We start from the raw sequence: 21,721 nt of genomic DNA on the forward strand, positions 1-21,721 counted from the left end.
CCGGTTTCAGGTGCGGGCCTGTAATACGCTGGCGGGCAGTGAGGCTTGCAGTAACTACCGCACCTCAACTACTGCGCTGGCTGCTGCTAAACCTGCGGTACCAGCAGGTATAACGGTGCCGGTAAACAGCAGCAGTGCCAGTTTGAGTATAAGCTGGCTGGCTGAACCGTCTGGTCATGCAGATGAATACAGGCTGCAGCAACAGTTTAATGGCGGGAGCTGGCAGACCATATTTAGTGGCAATGTATTGAATACAAATGTTGCTGTGAATGCAGATGGCCGTTATGCCTTTCGGGTAATGGCATGTAATACCGAGCAAAGCTTTACCAGTTGCAGCGGCGAAACGGCGTCTGCCAGCGCTTTGGTTGCTATTGCGCCTGGCATGCCCGGGGTGTTTTCTGGTGTCCCTTCAACCAGTACATCCGGTGCGTTTAACATGAGCTGGGGGCAGGCAAGTGGCAGGGTAGATCGTTATGAACTTGAGCAAGTAGCTGCAGGAGGAGGCCTGACACCTTTATATGATGGCCCGCTACTAAGCCATGCTGTTGCACTAGGCGCGGATGGCAGTTATACATTCCGGGTACGGGCTTGTAATGACGAGGCGGGTTTTTCCGGTTGTAGTGCTTACCGAACCTCTTCTGCAACCGTAGTGGCAGCCATACCAGCTACGCCCGGTGCCCCTTCGCACAATGCAACCGGGTTGGGTAAACTTGCTATTAACTGGGGTGTATTGGCGAAGCCTGCTTATTATGTATCGCTGCAAGGCCGGGTTAACAGCGGTAGCTGGACTGCAATAGGTGGCAACCATAGCGGCACAGGGATACCGCCGGTAAACCTTGCCGATGGACAATGGCAGTTCAGAATACGGCTATGCAATGAATACAATTGGGCGTGTAGCAGTTATTCGCCAGCCAGTAGCGCGGCGGCAGTGCGCAGTGAGCCTCTGGCCCCTACCGGTTTGCAATTACCTGATTCAAGCGACGGAGCCTTACTGCTAAATTGGCTGGCGGCGGATAATAAGGCCACTTATTTTCAGGTATTTAAACGCCAGGGAGGCGGAGATTGGCAACCTGCAGCGGCAGATGTGGCAACAGAAAGTGCAGCTATCTCAAACCTTGCTGCGGGCAACTGGGAACTTGCCGTTAAAGCCTGTAATGATTTTGCCTGGGCCTGTTCGCCTTACAGCAGCCCGGTAACCCATACCGTGATAGCAGTACCGGATTGGGTCAGAAAGTCTTTTGAACAGCCGGTGCTGGGTACTGTCTCTAATGATACTTATACACCGTTAAAGCCTGATACCGGTGCTATCCGGGCCGAGGCCGGTGTCAGTGGTGGCCAGGCCAGTTACCGGCTTGCTATGCCATTGCCCCCTGGACGGGCAGCAATGCAGCCAGAGGTAAGCATTAACTACCATTCACAGCAGGGCAATGGCGTTATGGGCGTGGGTTTTGGTCTGGCCGCTGGTGAGGCTATATCCCGCTGTGCAGCAACAGTGGCTCAGGATGGTTTTACCGCTAACGTAAGCTACACAGCGACAGACCGATTATGCTTGAATGGTCAGCGTCTGATGGCAGTCAGTGGCAGTTATGGTGCCGTTAACAGCCAGTACCGCACCGAAATTGACCAATTCAGCCGTGTCACCCAGCTTGGTGGCAGCCTGAATCAGAACAGTGTTTACTTTAAAGTTGATTACCCGAATGGCCGTACCGCGTATTTTGGTTCTGCAGCGAGTACCGCTAAAGTGATTCATAGTGGCCGCAGCGAAGCGTTTAGCTGGTTAGTGGACTATATCCTGGATGCAACCGGTAAGAATGCTATTCATTATAACTATGATGATCTGGGCAGCGGCGAGGTGTTATTAAACAGTATTTATTACACCGGAAATTCTGCTTCTGTGCAGGGGGATCGCTCTGTACGTTTTACTTATGAAAACCGGCCTGATATCAGCCAGTCGTATCTGGCAGCCGGGTTATCTATGCAAACCCAGCGGTTAAAGACGATTAGCAGCTATGTTGGCGGCGATATGACACAGCAATTTTCGCTAACCTATAAAGCCAGTGGTGCATCCAGCCGCAGCCTGCTGCAGGCTATTGAGCAATGTGGTTATCAACAGGCGCAGAGTGTTTGCTACGAGCCTACCGAGTTCAGCTGGCAAGATACGCCCGTCACCTACCAACTTGAGCCGCTTACCTTTGATGGGAATCGCGTATATCAGGAGGTACGTGAGATAGCGGGTGTGGTGCCGCATGGTGATATCAACGGCGATGGTGTGCGTGACTGGCCGGGATATTTTGTCTCGGCAGAAGGCACAGTGAATGGGCAGCATCAGTTTGAACTGCAAAGCTGCAAGCGCAATCCGCTGACGCTCAGAACAGAATGTTTAGAGGCAGATTTTAATAACGACGGGCTAAGTGATGGCTGGAGGCTCAGCAATATAAACCGTCTGGTACTACTGTATACCACCGCTTCACTTGGCCAGCAGGCTGTGGCAACCGATATTGTACTGCGAACACAGTACAATATGAGTACAGATAAAGATCGGGTAGAGCACCTGGCCGATTTTAACGGTAACGGTTGGACGGATATGGTGATTTACCGTTACAACAATGCGCAGCCGGTATTAGAGCTTTATTGGCATTCAGGCAACCCTAATGCACCGTACCAGGAAAGCCGCAAAGCTTTACTTTATACCTACGAGGTGCCGCAAGGCGGGCTGAAAGCTGTCTCTTCGGTGCAGTTTATCGGCGATATTGACGGTAACGGCTTACCAGACATGGTGGAGTCGTCAGTTGATTATCTGGATGCCGGGCAAACAGCCCCGGTGCATGTGGTGCGTAACCTGAGGCTTAATCGTTCTAACGGTCAACATGCCCAATTTGATACTCAAGAGTTTGTTATGCCATCCGGCGCCGGTAATCCCCGTTATTTCAGTTATTTTATGGATATTAACGGCGATGGTTTACCAGACTGGGTCGGCTGGACAGATGAGAATTTCTCGGTCAATGTCCGGTTGAATCAGGGGGCAGGGCAATTTGGGCCCTTGCAGGATGTTAATATTCAGGTGCCACGCCGGTTTTATCGTACCTATCTGAATAACGGCGAATGGGTGCAGGTGTCGTTCCCCCGGTATCTGAACAGCTTTAGGGTGATGGACATTAACCAGGATGGCCGGGCACAACTTTTGATGCCCGGAGCGCGCGTCACCACTGCCTGCGCCACGATTAATAATTACTTGCACCAACTGGAAGACGTTTGCGGTGAGCAGATGTACAACGCAGTCAGGCAATCATCGGCGTCTTTTAGTACCTATCCGCTTGATGTGACCGGCATAGATGATAGTGTGTATCAGTATAAAGCAGTAAGTTTTACAGTAACCACGCAGGGAAATATTACCGCCAGTATTGAGGATACGCCGCTGTATGGTTCGGCGATTGAAAATACGGTAATAGATGCTTTTGGTAAGGGACTAAATGACCTGGTATTTGCCTATGGCCCCCGCTCAGCTTATACACGTATCGACTCTGTCAGCGGAGCAATGGCACCGTTTGGCCACCAGTATGGGCTATACATTAACCGTAACCGCGGCAGTGCCACAGGCGCTGCACCTTATGCCCAACCTGACGTATTAAAAGCGGTGCAGGATGGCTTTAACGTGGTGCATCAGTGGGATTATTTGCCACTTTCCAGCGCCAAATCCACGCTGCGAAACAGCGCATTAAGCCTTGATAGCGCAGATATCTCTGCTCAGAACACGTCTTTGGCGTTCTATCTGCCGGACCGTAGCTACGTTGAAGATGGTCAGCATTTTCATTTTGCTTCCAGTATGTTTGCTGTAGCCCAATTTAGCAGCAGTGACGGTTTAGGCGGTATGAGCCACACCCGTTACGCTTATCGTGGCGCGATGTACCATACACAGGGGCGGGGCTTCAGAGGGTTTCGTGCCATTGTCACAGAGGATAGTCATACCGGGCTTATCAGCCATACTGATTTTAGGCAGAAATTTCCGTTTACCGGCCAGGTGCGTGGTCAGTTCAGTTTTGCCAGCCCGGATTACCCTTCTGCGTACCCGACATTTGGCTATGACGCAGCTCAGGCCACGCAGGCAGCTAATGCACTGTCGGTGCAGGTATATAACTGGCAACAAAACCCTGCTCATGCCAATGCTATGGGCACCAGTTGCACCAGCCAGTACCGGCCTGAAACAGACGAAACCGATCTTAGCTGCCCTGCCGGTGCCGTTGTTAGCCTATACCTGGCGGGAACGGACAACTATACGTATGACTTGCATAGCAAACAGCAGTACAGCCATCAGCGCAGCCGCACAAGCAGCATAGATGCGTTTGGTAATGTGCTGCAAAGCAGCCAGACGATAACAGATGATAGCGGTATTTATGCCTCACAAACGGAGGCAACGTATGAGCCACAAGCCAACCCCTGGTGGCCACACCGTTTACAAAGCCAAACCCGGCACAGTATGCCGGTACAGCAACAGGGCACAGTACTGGGCTATGATCCGGCACTGGACAGCACCAGTTGGGTAAAAACCAGCTATAGCAACTGGCATCTGTCTGGTGCACCACAGCAGGTGGCGCTGAGCAGCAGTGACGACAGCCGTAGCCAGAGTGTGCTAACCAGCTTTAACGACTACGGCCTGCCACTGTCGGTAACACGCACGGCTGACATAATGAATGCTGGTGGCGTATGGCATTCGCAAAGCCGGACAGAGCACATTCGCTACAGCAAAAACGGTACCACCGAAGCGGCAGAGGGGTATTTCCCGTTTAAACTGACCAACGCATTAAACCATATCAGCTATCTGCATACCGATGCGGCTACTGGCCAGCCGGCCAGCCAGATTGACGCCAACGGCGTAACCACCACGATGACATACGACGCTTTTGGCCGCGCCGCCAGCATGCAGCGCACCGGCCAGGCCGCACAATACTCTTGGTATGACAGCGCAACGCATGACAATAATGCGCCAGCCGGTGCGGTGTGGATGCAGATTGTTACCCAGGCAGGTATGCCACAACAGCGCAGCTATTATGACCAGTTGGGCCGTGCGCTGCGCAAGAGTATTAAAGGCTTTGCCGGTGACTGGATAAACCAAGATACCGAATATAATCAGCGGGGGTTAGTGGTGCGCCAGAGCGGGCCTTATCAGGCCGGCATTGCCGGTGGCGAAACCCGGTTTGCGGATTATGATATTTTGGGCCGGCCCGGCAGCAAGCTGTTACCGGGTGGGCTGGGCATTGAATACCACTACAATGGCCTTAATACCGACATTACCGCCAACAGCAGCCTGCAAATGCGCCGCAGCTACAACAGCCTGAATAAACTGCTACACACGGAAGACGCTAACGGCGGCCATACGTATTATCGCTACAATGGTCAGGGGTTACCAATAGTACTGCAGGACGCCAACGGCGTGCAGTTAACCGCCGGTTATAACTCACTGGGGCAAAAACTACAGGTAAACGACCCAAACCAGGGTAGCAGCAACTACCAATACAACGGCTTTGGCGAACTGGAGCAGGAAACCGACGCCAATGGCCTGGCCATAAGATTTGACTATGACGTACTGGGCCGGCAGACCGCCCGCACCAGCTACAGCGGCAGCACCGTAAAAGACAGTGCCGCCTTTAGCTACGACACCGCGTTTAAAGGCCTGCCGTATCAGGAAAGTGCCAACGGCATAACACGCACCTTTGGCTATGATGGCAGTGGCCAACTGGTAAGCAATATGCTGGCCCTGGATGGCAAAGGCTTTACCACACGCTACTTCTACGACAACAGCACCGGGCAACCGACAGGCCAGCGCTACCCGAACGGGCTGACCGTGCAATACGGCTATACACCAAGCGGTTACCTGCAGCAGGTAAGCAACCTGGCCAGTGGTTATGTGTACCGCACAATAACCAGCCAGGACGCTTTTGGTAACACCCTGAGTGCCAGCCTGGGCAATGGTACCGCCCAGGATAACCGGTACGACAACGAAACGGGCTGGGTGCAAAGCCTGACAGCGTGGCACGGCGGCAGCCGGATACATGACGTGGAATACCAGCAGTATGACGTGTATGGCAATATCCGCCAGGTGCACAACCACGTTACCGGCGCGACAGAAAGCTACGACTACGACGAGTTACACCGGCTAACACAGAGCACCTACAGCAACCAGGGCTACACCGTACCGATAAGCTACAGCTATGACGCCGTAGGTAACTTACAAAGCAAAAGCGACTACGCCAACACCTACCGTTACGGCAATGCGCAAAAAAGCTTAGGCGGCAATGCCGGTGCCAACGCCGTACGGCAAGTGGTAAAACTGAATAACAGCACAATCAACTTCAGCTACGACAACCAGGGCAACTTAACCGCAGGAGACGGCTTAAGTATCAGCTATAACAGCTTTAAGCAGCCCACACAGATAAGCCGAAGCGGCAACAGCTTTGCCTTCACCTATGGCGCTAACCTGGAGCGATTAAAAGAAGTCCGCAACGGTGTAACCACTTACGAGATAGACAAGCTGTATGAAGAAGAAAGCAGCGGAGCGTGGCGTATTTACCTCAGTGATATCGCCATTATTAAATACGATGCGACCAACCAGCATCAGATACGCTACACGCATAAAGACCGTTTAGGCAGCACCTTAACCTACACCGACCATAACGGCCAGGTAACCGACCGTAGGATGTTTGATGCGTTTGGTAAACCCAGAGCGACAGATGGCAATACCCTTACACCGCCAAGGCTGCAAAACCTCACCCTAAGCCGTAATGGTTTTACCGATCATCGGCATTTGGATGAGGTAGAATTAATCCATATGAACGGCCGGGCGTATGATTACAACCTCGGTAGGTTCTTAAGTGTTGACCCGTTAATTCAGGATGCAGCAAACAGCCAGAGCCTGAATCCGTACAGCTATATCATCAATAACCCACTTTCTGGTACAGACCCGACAGGCTATGCCAGGGTAACCGGCAGCCGGATAGACCGTGATATTAAAAAGTCAGATATTATCGGTGACAACATCACCGGAGCTGGTGGTAATGTAACGTTTAGCGGCACATTCCAAGGAGGTGGTAATGGTGGTTCGTCAAATAACGGTCTTGCTGCGCCTGCGACGGAAAGTCCGACCGATATTCAGAGTTCACCATCGAAAAGCTGGAACCCTTCGAAAACTACTGAAATAGCTGAAAAATATGAAAATATTTCAACCGATGTAGACGTCGAAATTGCAGCGATGGAGAGTGATTCAAATGATTTAGGGCAAACAGCCTCAAGGGGAGGTCGTAGAGGAAATGCTACCAGAGACCCGCTTCAACCTTACATTAATGCAAAGTATAACAGGGTATTTGAACAGATAAGGGAATTAGATCCCCACTTTAGCGTCGCTCGCCCAGCAGGCCGCAATGCGACAAGACGAGAAGTAGAGTTTCTTGAACAACACTTGTCAGGTATCCGAGGAGCCCCACCGTTAGATTTGACCCCCTTGGGGGGCGGTAGAAACGCTGCTTTCAGGCAAGCTAAACGTGATAACGGAATCCCAACTTCTGCTCAACCCGTTAGGGTTACACCAAATTATGACAGGAATGGAAAGATACAACCTGGCGAAGTGTATTGGTTTAGAGTCTATAAAGGTAATATGCAGTTTGGTGAGACCTTTATTCGGCGAGATGCAGGTGGTCACTACTATGGGCCAAATTCAATTCATAATAGAGGTCCGCATTATAATGACCAAAGAGAGAGGCATTATGACTATTAAAATAAAAAATATTTCAGATTGTAGAGTAGAAAATGATTTTTTTAATCTTCATGAAAAGGCCGCAGATAAATTGAATGATAGCATGTCTCTAATGCATATATCAGAGAGCGGAGTGGATCTTGGCGGGGGAGATTTGTTTAAGAAAGATATTGCTAATTTTATCGATGACTTGAATGGTGTATTTTATATTTTCTTCTTTGACAGGGTTTTTCAAGTAAATAGTAAGCTTGTGAAATATATTGGGTTATGGGGGCGGAAGAACTGGCCTCTACTGAAAAGTATAAATAAAGATAAATCTTCAGAGTGGTCTTCTGATTTTCTCTCTGGCACAAAGTTCATGGGTATTGCCGAATTACCTAGAACAGAGATCGGCTCGGTTTTGGAGAGTTGGAGAGATAATACATCAGCTTTTATTATTTTCTCTGCGGAGAGTTTTAATCATTTAGTAGAGGTAACAGACAGGAATAAACATAGATTTCTAAGGGACGAGGAATTTTTTGATTATGCATCTGACTTGGTTGATGTTTTCAATGTTTTTTGTAGAGAGGGAGGAATGATCTTGAGGCCAGATGTATTAAATTCCGCATTAGATATTTTCTATGATAGTAGAGTTATAGATTGTGGTAATGTGTCTAAGGTGTTTCTGAAATGAGATTGCAAGGTAATAGACTGTCCCGTTCATAGCGTTCGCATGATTGTGGTGGATAAAAGCAATCGGATGTTGCTGAATGTTTAATCAGCTTTGTCCCGTTCATATCGTTGTCCCGTTCATAGCGTTCACACGCTGGGAGTGGGTAGAAACAACCGGGTTTTGCTGAATATTTAATCAGTTGTCCCGTTCATATCGTTCACACAGTTGGAGCGGGTAAAAACAATCGGGGTTTGTTTGAAATTCAATCAATCTCTGGTTGTTGGTAGTTAAAAATCAGGTGATTTAGCCAGCTTTTTTACGGCTTTTGCTCTTTAATAATCCGATTCTCTGCTTTCCGGGCAGGGGAAGGTGGCATTCTGTGCGAATGCTGCTGTTTAACCTGCTCGAATAACTAGTTTGTGATCAGTCAGGAAAATAATAACCACATAACACGCCATGCCATGCACTAACCCATTGGGCTTTTTCTGCATTTGTGTCTTGCTTACCACGCCAGACTTCGGCAGGGGTTAACCCACCAAGGTTGGAATGGGTTCGTATGCTGTTATACCAGACGCGGTAAATATCCAGTTCGGTCTGAAGATGGCAGTGGTTAAAATCCAGTTGTCTGAACTTTTCTTTAAGGGTGCCGAAAAATCGTTCGATACGTCCGTTCATCCAGGGGCTGGCAATGTTCGTAGTTTGGTGTTTAATGCCCAATAATTTCAGGCAACTATTTAGCCACCATGAGTTAAAGCAGCCCTCGTTGTCAGTTCGGATAAACTTGGGAAAGCCGAATTGCCTTATTGTCTGCACCACTTCCAGCATAATAGCAGCGGAGTGTTTTGACTTCAGTTGCTGTAGTTTCAGGTTCAGCCTTGAACCGTGATCGACAATGCCCAGCACCAGCTTCTGCTGCTTGTTCAGTGTGACCGTGGTTAAATCCATGCCCCAGGTTTGGTTTACTGGCAGGGTACGGGGTGGTGTGTTTTTAATGTTCCGGCGCAGAATGCGTATCTGGTACTGCTGATTTTTTATCTGATAATAAACAAAGGTTTTACCTACGCTGTCACCGTTATGGCCGTAGCGCTGGTTAAAGAGTTCAGCCACTTTACCGGCCCCGTAGCCGGAAATGGCGGCCAGATATAATACCTTGTCGATAATCCACTGCGGCTTTTTCCGGTTCTTGCAGTAATGCTGGGTGGGTAAAGTTGCGGTAATGGGTTTGGCATAAAAAGGTGTTCTGGTTGGGTTTCTGGCCAAACGCAGGATAGTGCTGAACAGGAATGCTGGCAGGGTTTTGCAGAGCAATAAGTGTAAAAACCAGAGTTGAATCAACCAGGGCAATGCTAATCCTTAAAATGACGTCAGCGTAGCGGATTAAAGGTGCCACGGAAAGGTTAGCACACAGCACCTACAGCAACCTGGGCTACACCGTACCGATAAGCTACAGCTATGACGCCGTAGGTAACTTACAAAGCAAAAGCGACTACGCCAACACCTACCATTACGGCAATGCGCAAAAAAGCTTAGGCGGCAATGCCGGTGCCAACGCCGTACGACAAGTGGTAAAACTGAATAACAGCACCGTCAGCTTCAGTTACGACAACCAGGGCAACCTTACCAGGGGTGACGGATTAATCATCAGCTACAACAGCTTTAAACAGCCCACACAGATAAGCCGAAGCGGCAACAGCTTCGCCTTCACCTATGGCGCTAACCTGGAGCGATTAAAAGAAGTTCGCAACGGTGTAACCACTTACGAGATAGACAAGCTGTATGAAGAAGAAAGCAGCGGAGCGTGGCGTATTTACCTCAGTGATATCGCCATTATTAAATACGACAGCACGAACGGCCAGCAGATACGCTACACGCATAAAGACCGTTTAGGCAGCACCTTAACCTACACCGACCAGAACGGCCAGGTAACCGACCGGCGGATGTTTGATGCGTTTGGTAAACCCAGAGCGACAGATGGCAACACATTGACCCCGCCAAGGCTACAAAACCTCACCCTAAGCCGTAATGGTTTTACCGACCATCGGCATTTGGATGAGGTAGAATTAATCCATATGAACGGCCGGGCGTATGATTATAATCTTGGCAGGTTCTTGTCGGTAGACCCGATAATACAGTCACCGGGTAATAGCCAATCACTTAACCCCTATTCATACATTATGAATAACCCCTTGGCAGGGACAGACCCTACAGGGTACTGCGCGGCAGAAACAGGAACACGTATAAAAAGCTGCGTTAAGGTTGATGTAAAAGACAGTGACACCGGACAGACACTGGGAAGTACATCAGTAAATAGCCGCAGTGGCCATTTTGCGAGTGACGTGTCCAGCTTTGCGGCCAGTAAGCTGGGGAATGGGGCGCAGATTACGGGCGTTTCTGCCTCATTCTCAAATGGCAGCACTACAGATTTGATGGCGCAAAGTAATGGCAGCAATGCGAGTGGCCAAGCTAGCGCTGGTGGTGCAGCAGTATTGGGCCGTGTAGCGGCAGGTAGCACTTCAGCAGCAACAGGTGCAGCAAGTGCAGGAGCGCTTGCTAGGATGGTTAATCCGTTGGGTGCATTAATAACTGGATTGTTGCCGACGCCGATGGGAAATGGTGAGTATCCTTTAAGTGAAGATGAGCGGGCATCTATGGCCAATGCTAATATGAGCAATATTGCCAATGATTCCGCAGCAGCATTACAGGATACTTTGCAAGGAAAATCTAGTGATGACGGATTAAGTCTATTTAGGATAGCTGGTGGTGATGCGAGTAACCTTAAATTGAAAGGAATAGAAAAAAACTTATCTCCACCAGGTATCTCTTTACTCGTAAGCACAGATGCGCAAACTGCTGCTGCTCAATTCCGAAGTAAGTTCCCGAACTTCTCATTTAACATCACTGGGCAAGCCAGTCTTCGGGGGATTCGTGAGGCAGGGTTTGACGTCATGGCAGACCCTACAAGTAACTTCGTTAACCATGCGAGATTAGTACATCCTGCGGGGGTTGCAGGTTTCAATTTGGAGAATAGACAGCGGCTATCTATTCACTTTACAAATTATACTACACCATGATGGAGCATTATTTTGATTATTAAATATATGAAGCCAACCGGTGGCTGGAAAGAATTTGAACGGCATGAAGAGTTGGAAAATTTTTTATGGGATGCCTTAAAGCTCAGAGAGAAAAACGAAGGAGAATGGGCATACATGAGCTTCACCTCATCAAGCTCAATATGGGAGTTGGTTATTGATGATGAAGATCTTGCAACAGTGATGCTTGAATATAAAAGTGACGAGACGGTAGAGGCACTTTCTATTGCTATATGTAGAGATAGCTTGCTGTCATCTAATTACATTAAGCCTGTAATTGAAGGGCTTAATGATTGTTTCAATATAAACTTCGTCGAGTAGTTGCTATGCCCCATTGTCTAGTTCTAACCATTCTCATGGTTAGGCTAGATAAAAACCACCGGATTGTCCCGTTCATATCGTTCACACAGTTGGGGCGGGTAAAAACAATCGGGGTTTGTTTGAAATTTAATCAATCTCTGGTTGTTGGTAGTTAAAAATCTGGTGATTTAGTCCGCTTTTTTTACAGCTTTTGCTCTTTAATAATCCGATCCCCTGTTTTTCAGGCAGGGGAAAGCAGTTGTGGCTGTTACTTCACTACAAAATCAAAATACTGCTCGGTATAAACCGGTGGCTGATGGGTAAAGTGCCACCATTCCATGCTGTATACCTTAAAACCGGCGTTGTGCATCAGGTTTTCCAGTAACTGCCGGTTAGCCTGTTGCCCGGCGCTGATGCCGGGGGCGCCGACATTGGATATAGGGTCAAACATATCAAAGGGTGAGCCCATATCAATTGGCTGCCAGTTGCCGCTGTTATCTTTTGCCGCAAGGGTTAAATCTATGGTGCTGCCGCGGCTGTGGCCGGATTTTTCGGCAATATATTCGCCCACCAGTTTATCTTTGCCCAGATTAGGGTAGTACTGCGCTTTAGTACGGGTGTCGCTTAAATCGGCGGCCCAACGCATAAAATGGTTTACCGCCCGTTGTGGCCGGTAGCAATCAAATATCCACAAGGTATAACCTTGGGCTGCGGCGGCTTGCTGTACCTGCACCAGTGCCTTAGCTGCATTCTGTTGCAAATAGCATTTGTTAGCCTGATAACCGTCTACTTTACTGCCAACAAAATTCTCTGTGCCAAGGTAAGCCATACGTACCTGAGCCTGTGGCACTAAAGCAGCAATATCGACAAAATCGGCCGGCACTTCTGCTGTTGGTGCTGCTGTTGAGGTTGCCGTCGGTGAGTTAATCGCAGTACAGCCTGTTAGCAGTATTGCTGTTAGGGGAAGTGTCTTCATATCATTATTACTCCGGCCAGTAAGAATGCCAGCAGCGCCAGTACGCCACAAAACAGTGCATAAGGCAGCTGGGTTTTAACGTGTTCAAGCAAATCACAACCCGAGGCGACTGAGCTTACTGCTGTGCTGTCGGATATCGGCGAGCAATGATCGCCAAACACACCGCCGCTGAGTATTGCTGCTAACACCAATGATGGCGGCAGGCCCAGTAGTTCTACCATCGGCATGCCGATAGGAATTAAAATAGCAAAAGTGCCCCAACTGGTGCCTGTGGTAACTGAAATTAATGCCCCGGCCAAGAACAGTAGCGCCGGGATCAACACCAGTGGCAGGCTATCGTTAACAATAGAAGCAATAAAAGTACCGGTGCCCAACAGTTTTAAACTGCTGCCAAGCGCCAGTGACAGTAATACTATTGTCACCAGTGGTAATAACTCGCCCATACCTTTAAAACCGATATCAACCAGTTGCTGATGTTTAAAGCGTTTGCTAAATAGCATCATGCAATACGCCACTAAACACGCCAGCGTGGTGGCATACAGTACCGATTGCGAACCGGAACCTGATACGAGCCTGCCGTTGCCGGTCATCAGCATAAAGCCCAGCATTGAGGCTACCAGCGTTAGTAGTGGCACCAGCATAAAAGACGGGTGGCTGGGTTTTACATCAATTTCGGTATGGGCTGCCAGCGTATGTAACTCTTGTTCCGACTTACGCATAGGGCCGTAAACCTTACCGGTAATAATGGTATACAGCACCACCGTTAGCGTAAACAGCGCATAAAAGTTCAGTGGTATAGTGCCAATCAGTACACTTACCGCATTATCGCCCAGTGAATAGTTGCTAAGCAGGCCCAGAATATAAGCCCCCCAGCCGTTAAGCAGGATAATAATGCAAATGGGGGCGCTGGTACTGTCAATAATATAGGCCAGCCGGGCGCGGCTCATTTTAAACTTGTCGAATAAGCCGCGTGAGCTGATACCAGCGGTTAGTGAGCTGAGGTTAGACTCGATAAATGTAACCGAGCTGATAAAGAAGGTGAGTAAACCTGCCTGACGCGGGGTTTTCGCCACGCCTTTTTCAACCAGCATTTTTACCGTAGCTGACACACCGCCCGAGTCTCGCATATAGGCCAGCAGGCCGCCTACCAGCAGAGAGAACATCAAAATACGGGCGTTATCGCTGTCTTTGGTTACCGCAACAATACGCTCCAGTGTCTGAATGCTGCCATCCAGTAACAGGCCTGGCCCTGTCGCCTGGCCAGCTTGTAAAAAAATAAGTAATTCAGCGCTGCATAACGATAAAAGTAGCGCCAGTATGACTTCTTTGCGCCACAGTACAATGACAATGGCGACCAGCGCCGGAACTAAGGTTAACCAATCAGCCAAAATGGCCTCCTGTTATTATTATTGTGCTTTGTTGCTGAATAATTTATACCGGTTGTGTCAGAGTGTCGCAAGCTTTGCTGTGGCTTTTGCGATAAAGCGGGCATTGCGATAGTTGGCGCTATTCACCGGTTTGCTGGTTTGTGATTAACTTGCAATTGTTAACAAAAGTGCGAGATGCTAGCAGGCTCAAGCAGTTAAGCAGAGGTGTAACATGCAAGGTGCTCTTCGTAAACTTTTAGCTGGCGGGTTTGTAGCCAGCATATTCAGTTTAACTATGGCGGTACAGGCAATGACAATGAATAGTTTATCCCCAACGCAATATAACGATATTAAACAAAGCGCTCTGGATAAACCGCAACTGGACTATGACGATATCGCGCCGCTGCTGCTACAGCACCAGCAAAACCCGTTATTTCAATTTACGCAGTTAGGGCAGTCGGCACTGGGTACGCCAATCTGGCAAATAGACATTGGCCACGGGCCGGTAAAAATTCTGGCCTGGTCACAAATGCACGGCAATGAATCTACCGCTACAGCGGCGTTGATGGATTTACTGAATTTTATTGCGGCAGAGCCGCAAAAAAACTGGCGTGACAACTGGTTAAGTAAAGTGAGTATTCGGCTGATACCGATGGTAAACCCCGATGGTGCCGCTGCCGGTTCCCGTTTTAACAGCATGGGCATTGATATTAACCGCGACGCCAAAGCCTTACAAAGCCCGGAAGGCCGCATTCTTATGCAGGCAGCTAAAGATTTCAAACCGGATTTTGGCCTTAATCTGCATGATCAAAATCGCTTTTATGCCGTAGGTGACACCAATAAGCAGGCGACAATTTCTTTACTGGCGCCGGCATTTAATGAAGAAAAAGATATAGACGAGGCCCGTAAAAAAGCCATGCAGCTCATTGGCGATATGCGTGATTTACTACAAGCTGAACTGCCGGGTTATCTGGCTAAATACAACGACACCTTTTCCTGGCGCTCTTTTGGCGACACCTTTGCCGGTATGGGGATCAGCACTGTACTGATTGAATCCGGCGGCCACCCGCGTGACGACAACCGGCAGGTAGCGCGCAAGCTTAATGCCCAGTTGCTGGTAATGAGTGTTGAAAGTATCGGCAGCGGCGCTTATCAGCAACAGCCACTGAGTGCTTATCAGGCTATTCCGTTTAACCGTGATGGCGGTATTAAAGATGTGCTAATCAGGAACCTGGGCATTAGTGTTAATGGTAACAAGGCTAACATAGATCTGGCAGTAGAGCTGGATACCGGCAGCGATCAGGGCCGGGTGCGTGATATCGGTGATTTGTCTGTGTTTGGCGCTTACCATCAGTATGATGCCAGCGGCCTGCAGTATCAGGCGCCTAAAGCTTATGCGCTTAGCAAAGCCTTAACATTGGATAACGCCGCTTACATCGCGCTGCTGCGCCAGGGTTATAGCCACTTTAGCGGCGATGCCAAACTACTGGTTAATAGCTCTGATTTTCCGGTGGTAATCAACCCTAAGGGGTTAAGCACTGCAACACCACAGCGCCACCGCCTGGCTACATTTTTACTGCGCAATGAAAAAGGCGTGCAACTGGCGCTGCTAAACGGCCAGTTGCTGGATCTTAACCGCGCAGCGTTATTGTATCCGTTTGGTAGTTAACCTTGCTGTTATTGCCACTTTGCTATACTGGCAGTTTAGCTAAACTGCCAGGAAACAAAAAATGAAAAGACTCGCTTTAATTATATTGTTACTGCCAGTGCCAGTACTGGCACAGGACAACCAGGTCACCAATTGCCAACTGGGCGATGCGGTGCGGGTTATCGAGGTGGTTTACCCACAGGCAACGGCATTGCCGTGCGAAGTGCAATACAACAAAGACGGCGCAACTAATGTGTTATGGCGTGCCAGCGCTGAAGCAGGGTACTGCGAGAAAAAAGCCGCAGAGTTTGCAGAAAAACAGCGTGGTTGGGGCTGGAGCTGTATGGCAGTGGCTGCCGGCAATACTCAGGCTGATACTGAAAACCAGCCTGAGAACTAACAGCGTTTAACGGTAAAACGCTTCTACTTTACCTTTTAGCGTCATTAACAGTGGCTGGCCACGGCGATCCAAAGCTTTGGCCGCTGCCACTTTCACCCAACCTTCGCTAAGGCAATATTCTTCCACATCAAAACGTTCTTTGCCGTTTAACTTAATACCAATGTCGTGCTCAAAAATTTCTGCCACATAATGCTTGCTGCGCGGGTTAACAGAAAGGCGATCCGGTAACGCCGGGCGTGCAGTAGTGTCTTGAGTTGTAGTGTCGTTCATGGCTTTGGCCTATGGTAAATAAAATATGCGCCATTGTAGGCAAAGCAGGCATTGTGCTCAAGAGCTCCTTAAAGAAACCAACAAAAACGCACTGTGGTGCTAAACACCACCTGTACCTGTAAGTTATTGTAAGCTGCTAAGAAGCAAGGTAAGGTGAACTTAACTATTTATACACAAGCGTATTAAGTCATTGAGTTAGCGTTATGGAAACTCGATCAATTGCGGATATTGAAGGGCCTTGGGTTGAGCAGTCATTTAGCTCAGGTTTAATTCTACGTTGTAAGGAAAATTGGCATGTCCCTGTTTCAGAGCTTAGTAATTATGCTTTGGCAACTTTTGTTCGGCAAAGATTCGGATTAATAATCTGTATTCCTGAAGCTAATAGGAGAATTGCTATCGGGTATACTGATGACACCGAGATGTATGATGAAGAGCTTGAACATGCGGTCAAAGAGTGCCGGTAAAACTAACAAGTCAGATTTGCGAAAAGGCAATCGCGGTGCTCGCCTTTCCCTCTGTCCAAAGCGTTGTGCACAATGAAGCATAAAAAATGTCCAATATGCTCCGGCGGTATGGTTCTTAGAGAATGTGCTCCATGCTTTGACTGTGGCCATGAGTTAGTTGAAATTGATCACTTCAAGAATAACGAGCACGAATACTATCTTGTGAAAGTATTCGGCCTGGAAATTCAGCTGTGCGATTTTTGTGACTCAGATTTTGGCTCCTACAGCCTTGACTATTTTGGCATGAAAGACGGTTCTGTTGAGAATCATATGAGTGCTTCATATTCTGATAAGATCCATAAGCCAGAGATTGAAACAGATTATGTATGTGAAAAATGCAGTCATAGGCTTAAGTTTCTTTATTTTTTAAAACAGTGCAGGAATATGAATGGCAAGCATTTTTAACAATGCCGCACATCACGGGTGCGACAGTCGTGAATTGTACCGTTAAATGTTAAAGTTCCCGAGTGTTTTTATCGTAATGCCTAATTGCTGGTTTTCTCAAGTAACGAAATGGATATGATATGAAATTAGTGGCTTTTGTACTGTTTTTCAGTTTTATGGTGACAGCTTGTCAAAGTACGGGTCCCAGGGAGGTCGTAAAAAAACAAAGCAATGAACAGTACATTCATCAAAGGGCAAATGCCCTAAAGGCAGAAATGTATTCATGGCATGATGATAAGAAATATGAATTGGCGTTGTTGTACTCTTTCAGCTTCTATCAAAGAAAGAGGAAGCTTGCAATCCCGTTGCTGAAAGAGCTTGCAGACAAGGGCCATATTGAGAGTATTACCTTGTTGACGGCGTTAGAGTTTATGGGAGATCTCGGTTATGTTTCAGATGCATCGTTTGAAAAGTATCAAGCGGAAATAAAAATTAAAGATCCGAAGCACTTTTCAAGTTACAAGAGCGATCAAGATGATTTGATGCATATATCATCTGAATACTTTAATGAGGTAAAGATTATCTATGACAGCACTCATCACCTTTGCGAGCAGTTGATAGACCAGCATGTGTCGAGTCTTGAGCGTAGCCCTAAAGCCTATCTGTTAGTAAGCTATTTAAACCGTTGTTTGACAAAATATTCTGTACGTAATAGCAGCTCACGGCTGATGGCTATAGCTAAGTATCAAGAACTGCTTTGTAAGGTGGGTAATGTAAAAGAAAACTGTATAAGTGAGGGATACGCGGCATTAAGCTCCGGTAGTTATAATCTTGAAAATGCTTCTGAGACAGCTGCCGCACTTAGAAAAATATACAGAAACCATAAGCTAAAACTGGCTGAAACAAGTGGTTTAGGTTTGGGGAGCATGTTAAAACGTACAGGCACAGCACTTAGCGCCGCATTTAAATCGCATGATGCCGGGGAGTTTTCAGAAGGTATCGATATATTGCTAAACTATCTGAAAAACAATCCCCAATTGAATCCACATGATACTGCGCTTGTGCAGAGAGCCGTGAGTGTGTTACTGATGCGGAGGGCTGATAAAGGAGACCTGGAATTGGCCGCTGAATATGGCAGAAAAGCCTTTGATAGTAATGATCTGGAGTATGATTTGCATTGGAAAACATTCGATTCGGTTGCTGATTTATACTATATAAATAAAGACTACATAAACTATATAGCATTTATCAGCAATCATATTATTGCTAATCAAGGCTCTATGGATATTATCCGGCCGGTCGTTTTGGAAAACTGAAACCAAGTAGCATACTTCGTAAAAATCCCGGAGCCTAAATATGAAGGTTGACGTAAAACATGGCTCGTCGTAAAGAACTGAAAAATATCGCACAGGGAATTGTTTGCTCTTTTGTCAGCAGAAACAATGACTACGATGGTTACTGGGAGCTGGCTAAGCTGTATGATCTGGCCAATAAAAATGGTGATGTAAAAGTAACCATAGACTTAATTCAGCCGGGTATTAATCCTTCCTCAGAAGCATTTGAGCCTTTGGTGTTTATGTGGAGAAACAAACTGTTAAAGATGCTCGAATCGCGTGCAATTCCAGTCTCTTGGGTTAAATCAGCAGTTATTCATTCCGGCTTTAATGTCGCCTATGTAGCTGAACTACACAAGTGGGGCACCTATGGTGAGCCATGTACCTGTGAGTGCGAGATTATCACTGACAGAGGAGACAAATATTCGGAAAGTGCAGGTACAACATGTATGCCTTTCAGCCAAGCCTGGTTCCAACGTAGTACACGAAGGAAAAGCTCTTAGTGGCCTGTAGGCAAAGCAGGCAGGCTGCTCAAGTGCGGTTGCAAGAAACAAAGAGAAATGGCGGCAGATAGCTCTTTGTCGGCTGCTAACCTTTGACCAAAGCTACTATGCGCCATAAGATAGCCGCTACCTAACTCAACTTACAGATTTCATAATGAAAATTGCTTTGATTATCATCGTTCTTGCTTGCATCGCTTATTACTTTTACAACAACGCCAACAACCAGAAAGCCGCCGCGCTAAACCATGAAAAAGGCAGTGCATTTTTAGCTGAAAACAGTAAAAAAGAGAGCGTAAAAACTACCGCTTCAGGCCTGCAATATGAAGTGTTACAAAGCGGCAACGGCGAGAGTCATCCTGCGGCTAGTAGTACAGTGCGGGTGCACTACCACGGCACACTGATCGATGGCACAGTATTCGATTCTTCAGTTGAGCGTGGCGAAACAATTTCTTTCCCGCTAAACCGCGTTATTCCCGGCTGGACAGAAGGTTTGCAACTGATGAAAGTTGGCGATAAATTTCGCTTTTTTATTCCATCAGGTCTGGGTTATGGCAACCGCAGCACCGGCAAAATTCCGGCGGGCTCTGTACTGATTTTTGATGTGGAATTGTTTGAGATCCTGTAAGGATGTGGGGGCAGATTTGCTTCACTTTTAAGCGCATTTTCTCTTTATTTACGTCTGATATGATACAGGTGTTTGATTAAGCTAAGTATTCTTTTATGTTATTTATTTGGTTAGAGGACTGGGCCAATCTGACTTTTGGCTCTCGTTTGGTTTGCAATACAGATGATGTTATATGCAGGAAATCCTATGACTAAATGCAGACTATGTGAAAAAGAAAAAGATCTGGAGTTGAGTCATATAATTCCAAAGTTTATCTTTCGTCACCTCAAGAACACATCACCAACTGGGAATATGCGTTCAACTGAAAACCCAAACAAATCGAGGCAAGATGGATTGAAGCTCCCATTTTTATGCGGTGACTGCGAAGATTTGTTTAGCTGTTGGGAAACAAAGTTTGCGAATGAAATATTCTTTAAATATCAAGACGAAACTCAGGATGCATTTTTATATGAAGCTTGGTTATCGAAGTATCTGGCTTCTATTTCTTTTAGAGTACTTGCTCATGCTTATTATAGCGGTGAACTTAACTATTTTGACGAAAACATGTTGCGCCATGTTCCTGTAGCGATTGACCGGCTTAGAAAGTATCTACTGGGGCAGTTTCCTACAGCAGGAGAGCAGCGCCAACTTCTAATTCTCTTAGATAGGCCAAGTAATTCCTCGGATAGTGACTTTAGCATGTACCTAGTTCGGGGTATAGAACATGATGTCCTAACAACCGATACTTGCTCATTTATCTATGTTAAGTATTTAAAGTTTCTACAACTCTGCCCAATAAAGCTGCCCAGTAATAGAGGATGGAAAACAGGGCGAATTTCGCCTGACAAGGGAACTTTATCTGTCAAAGACCATGAATTGCCGGATTATGTGTTAGACAGGATGAAAAGTGGAGCAAGAACCCTTACCGGAAGCCGTGACAAAATATCAGAGAAGCAAAAAGCAATAATTGTTAAACGAGTCAGTGACATTCGTCCAGAAACTCTTTTAGACTCACCAATTGCCAAAGCTGTTCTAAATAATAAGTTCTAGTTCCTGCATTAAAACTAAAAAGATTATGCAAGTTAGAGGCAAGCCTAATATGTGCATATCAATGAAGCAGACGTTATCAACGTTAACAGCAGATGCTGTTAACGGGTTCAGACTTCAAGATCCGGGAATTCAGTTCGCAAGTAATAATAGGTCTTCTCGTAGAGCCCCATCATCACATCGTCAAACTGCGCTTCATGTTCAGGGTTGTAATTTTCATCCTCATCATCCGTGTAAGGGTATTTCAACAACGCTTTTTGCATTTCGATATTTGCCAGCCGGAGTAGATTTACCGCAGCATCCTGATCAACACTCAAATACTCTGTTTCAGCCTTAATGTAATTATTAAACAAAGGCTTAATCGCTTCATATCCTTCTTGCATGACAATTCTGTAGATTTCATCAAGCAGCTCAGTTGGAAAATACACATTAATCCTGGACATCGTTAATACCTTTTAGATTTTTGATCCTGCAATGCAGCGTTTTGGACAAGTTTTCCGGTGCCTTTTTCAACACTGATATTTGCTGCCACCATCTTGCCTGACAATACCAGTAGCTTCTCCGTAAATTCTGACACGGACATTTTACGGGATACGTTCAGCAAAGGATGATCTTTGTCTTTGACATTAAAAATCAGCCCCTCCGGTAACATAGTCCCTTTAGGTAGCAACCAGACATGACCTGAGATAATTGGAGTTTTTGCCAATTGCTCTACTGAACTGGCAAATGACAAGCCCTTAGTCCTGTCAGGCAGTACCATTTCAATCTCATGTTCGGCATCATAAACAATTGTTACGTCTTTACTTCTAAATAACTGTTCCAAACAGTAGATCACCAAAACGAAGGAACTCAATGCGGTTTACGCGATCAGATCGGTCGCCAAACTAATAAGCCACAAAA

At 47.1% G+C, this 21,721-nt stretch carries 18 protein-coding genes; 12 read left to right on the plus strand and 6 right to left on the minus strand.

Translation table 11 applies throughout. The features are described 5' to 3' along the window. The first annotated feature begins 10 nt into the window (after positions 1-10). Positions 11-7,765, plus strand: a complete 7,755-nt coding sequence (locus M2404_RS19895; protein WP_259241733.1) for a SpvB/TcaC N-terminal domain-containing protein — start codon at positions 11-13, stop codon at positions 7,763-7,765. Continuing rightward, positions 7,755-8,417 (plus strand): hypothetical protein, encoded by a 663-nt coding sequence (locus tag M2404_RS19900; protein ID WP_259241734.1) that lies wholly within the window; start codon positions 7,755-7,757, stop codon positions 8,415-8,417. The genes M2404_RS19895 and M2404_RS19900 overlap by 11 nt, the downstream gene beginning before the upstream one ends. Positions 8,418-8,819: 402 nt before the next feature. Here the strand turns inward: M2404_RS19900 and M2404_RS19905 are convergent, their stop codons facing one another. After that, positions 8,820-9,740 carry an integrase core domain-containing protein gene (locus tag M2404_RS19905; protein ID WP_259241735.1) on the minus strand — a complete coding sequence of 307 codons (921 nt, stop codon included), beginning with the start codon at positions 9,738-9,740 and terminating at the stop codon, positions 8,820-8,822. Between the two features lie 218 nt (positions 9,741-9,958). Here M2404_RS19905 and M2404_RS19910 point away from each other — a divergent pair, with 218 nt between their 5' ends. Continuing rightward, on the plus strand, positions 9,959-11,467 hold the full coding sequence (locus M2404_RS19910) for an RHS repeat domain-containing protein (protein ID WP_259241736.1): 1,509 nt from the start codon (positions 9,959-9,961) through the stop codon (positions 11,465-11,467). 12 nt (positions 11,468-11,479) lie between these two features. Next, the gene (locus M2404_RS19915) at positions 11,480-11,806 is read left to right on the plus strand and encodes a hypothetical protein (RefSeq protein ID WP_259241737.1); all 327 of its coding nucleotides are present in this window, start codon (positions 11,480-11,482) and stop codon (positions 11,804-11,806) included. Positions 11,807-12,053: 247 nt separating this feature from the next. On the opposite strand, the gene M2404_RS19920 is transcribed toward M2404_RS19915, so the two are convergent. Together M2404_RS19920 and M2404_RS19925 are read right to left on the minus strand one after the other, a co-directional pair. Further along, positions 12,054-12,761 (minus strand): M15 family metallopeptidase, encoded by a 708-nt coding sequence (locus M2404_RS19920; protein WP_259241738.1) that lies wholly within the window; start codon positions 12,759-12,761, stop codon positions 12,054-12,056. Then, complete coding sequence (locus tag M2404_RS19925) at positions 12,758-14,149, minus strand: Na+/H+ antiporter NhaC family protein (protein WP_259241739.1); 1,392 nt, start codon at positions 14,147-14,149, stop codon at positions 12,758-12,760. Before M2404_RS19925 ends, M2404_RS19920 begins: the two co-directional genes overlap by 4 nt. A 295-nt stretch (positions 14,150-14,444) precedes the next feature. On the opposite strand from M2404_RS19925, the gene M2404_RS19930 reads away from it, so the two are divergent. Both M2404_RS19930 and M2404_RS19935 read left to right on the plus strand, forming a co-directional pair. Then, a complete protein-coding gene (locus tag M2404_RS19930; protein WP_259241740.1) occupies positions 14,445-15,797 on the plus strand; it encodes a M14 family zinc carboxypeptidase in 1,353 nt (450 codons plus the stop codon). A gap of 61 nt (positions 15,798-15,858) precedes the next feature. Then, complete coding sequence (locus tag M2404_RS19935; RefSeq protein WP_259241742.1) at positions 15,859-16,176, plus strand: hypothetical protein; 318 nt, start codon at positions 15,859-15,861, stop codon at positions 16,174-16,176. 6 nt (positions 16,177-16,182) lie between these two features. Here the strand turns inward: M2404_RS19935 and M2404_RS19940 are convergent, their stop codons facing one another. Then, a complete protein-coding gene (locus tag M2404_RS19940) occupies positions 16,183-16,446 on the minus strand; it encodes a DUF3297 family protein (RefSeq protein ID WP_259241744.1) in 264 nt (87 codons plus the stop codon). Positions 16,447-16,649: 203 nt separating this feature from the next. Here M2404_RS19940 and M2404_RS19945 point away from each other — a divergent pair, with 203 nt between their 5' ends. The 6 genes from M2404_RS19945 to M2404_RS19970 all read left to right on the plus strand — a co-directional run bounded on the left by M2404_RS19945 (position 16,650) and on the right by M2404_RS19970 (position 20,824). Further along, entirely contained in the window at positions 16,650-16,910 is a 261-nt protein-coding gene (locus M2404_RS19945) for a hypothetical protein (protein ID WP_259241745.1), read from the plus strand. A gap of 72 nt (positions 16,911-16,982) precedes the next feature. Beyond that, positions 16,983-17,354, plus strand: coding sequence for a hypothetical protein (locus tag M2404_RS19950; protein ID WP_259241747.1), 372 nt, complete (start codon positions 16,983-16,985; stop codon positions 17,352-17,354). A gap of 119 nt (positions 17,355-17,473) precedes the next feature. Next, positions 17,474-18,649 (plus strand): hypothetical protein, encoded by a 1,176-nt coding sequence (locus tag M2404_RS19955; protein ID WP_259241748.1) that lies wholly within the window; start codon positions 17,474-17,476, stop codon positions 18,647-18,649. A 59-nt stretch (positions 18,650-18,708) separates the two neighbouring features. After that, complete coding sequence (locus M2404_RS19960) at positions 18,709-19,170, plus strand: hypothetical protein (RefSeq protein WP_259241750.1); 462 nt, start codon at positions 18,709-18,711, stop codon at positions 19,168-19,170. 154 nt (positions 19,171-19,324) lie between these two features. After that, positions 19,325-19,795 carry a BamJ family beta-barrel-assembly machinery protein gene (locus M2404_RS19965; protein WP_259241752.1) on the plus strand — a complete coding sequence of 157 codons (471 nt, stop codon included), beginning with the start codon at positions 19,325-19,327 and terminating at the stop codon, positions 19,793-19,795. A gap of 186 nt (positions 19,796-19,981) precedes the next feature. After that, entirely contained in the window at positions 19,982-20,824 is an 843-nt protein-coding gene (locus tag M2404_RS19970) for a hypothetical protein (protein WP_259241753.1), read from the plus strand. A gap of 107 nt (positions 20,825-20,931) precedes the next feature. Here the strand turns inward: M2404_RS19970 and M2404_RS19975 are convergent, their stop codons facing one another. Beyond that, positions 20,932-21,264: a hypothetical protein gene (locus M2404_RS19975; protein WP_259241754.1), complete on the minus strand. Its 333-nt coding sequence runs from the start codon at positions 21,262-21,264 to the stop codon at positions 20,932-20,934. A 2-nt stretch (positions 21,265-21,266) separates the two neighbouring features. Next, positions 21,267-21,644, minus strand: coding sequence for a hypothetical protein (locus tag M2404_RS19980; RefSeq protein ID WP_259241755.1), 378 nt, complete (start codon positions 21,642-21,644; stop codon positions 21,267-21,269). Positions 21,645-21,721 lie beyond the last annotated feature (77 nt).

It is taken from the genome of Rheinheimera pacifica (assembly GCF_024809855.1).
Classification (GTDB): Bacteria; Pseudomonadota; Gammaproteobacteria; order Enterobacterales; family Alteromonadaceae; genus Alishewanella; species Alishewanella pacifica_A.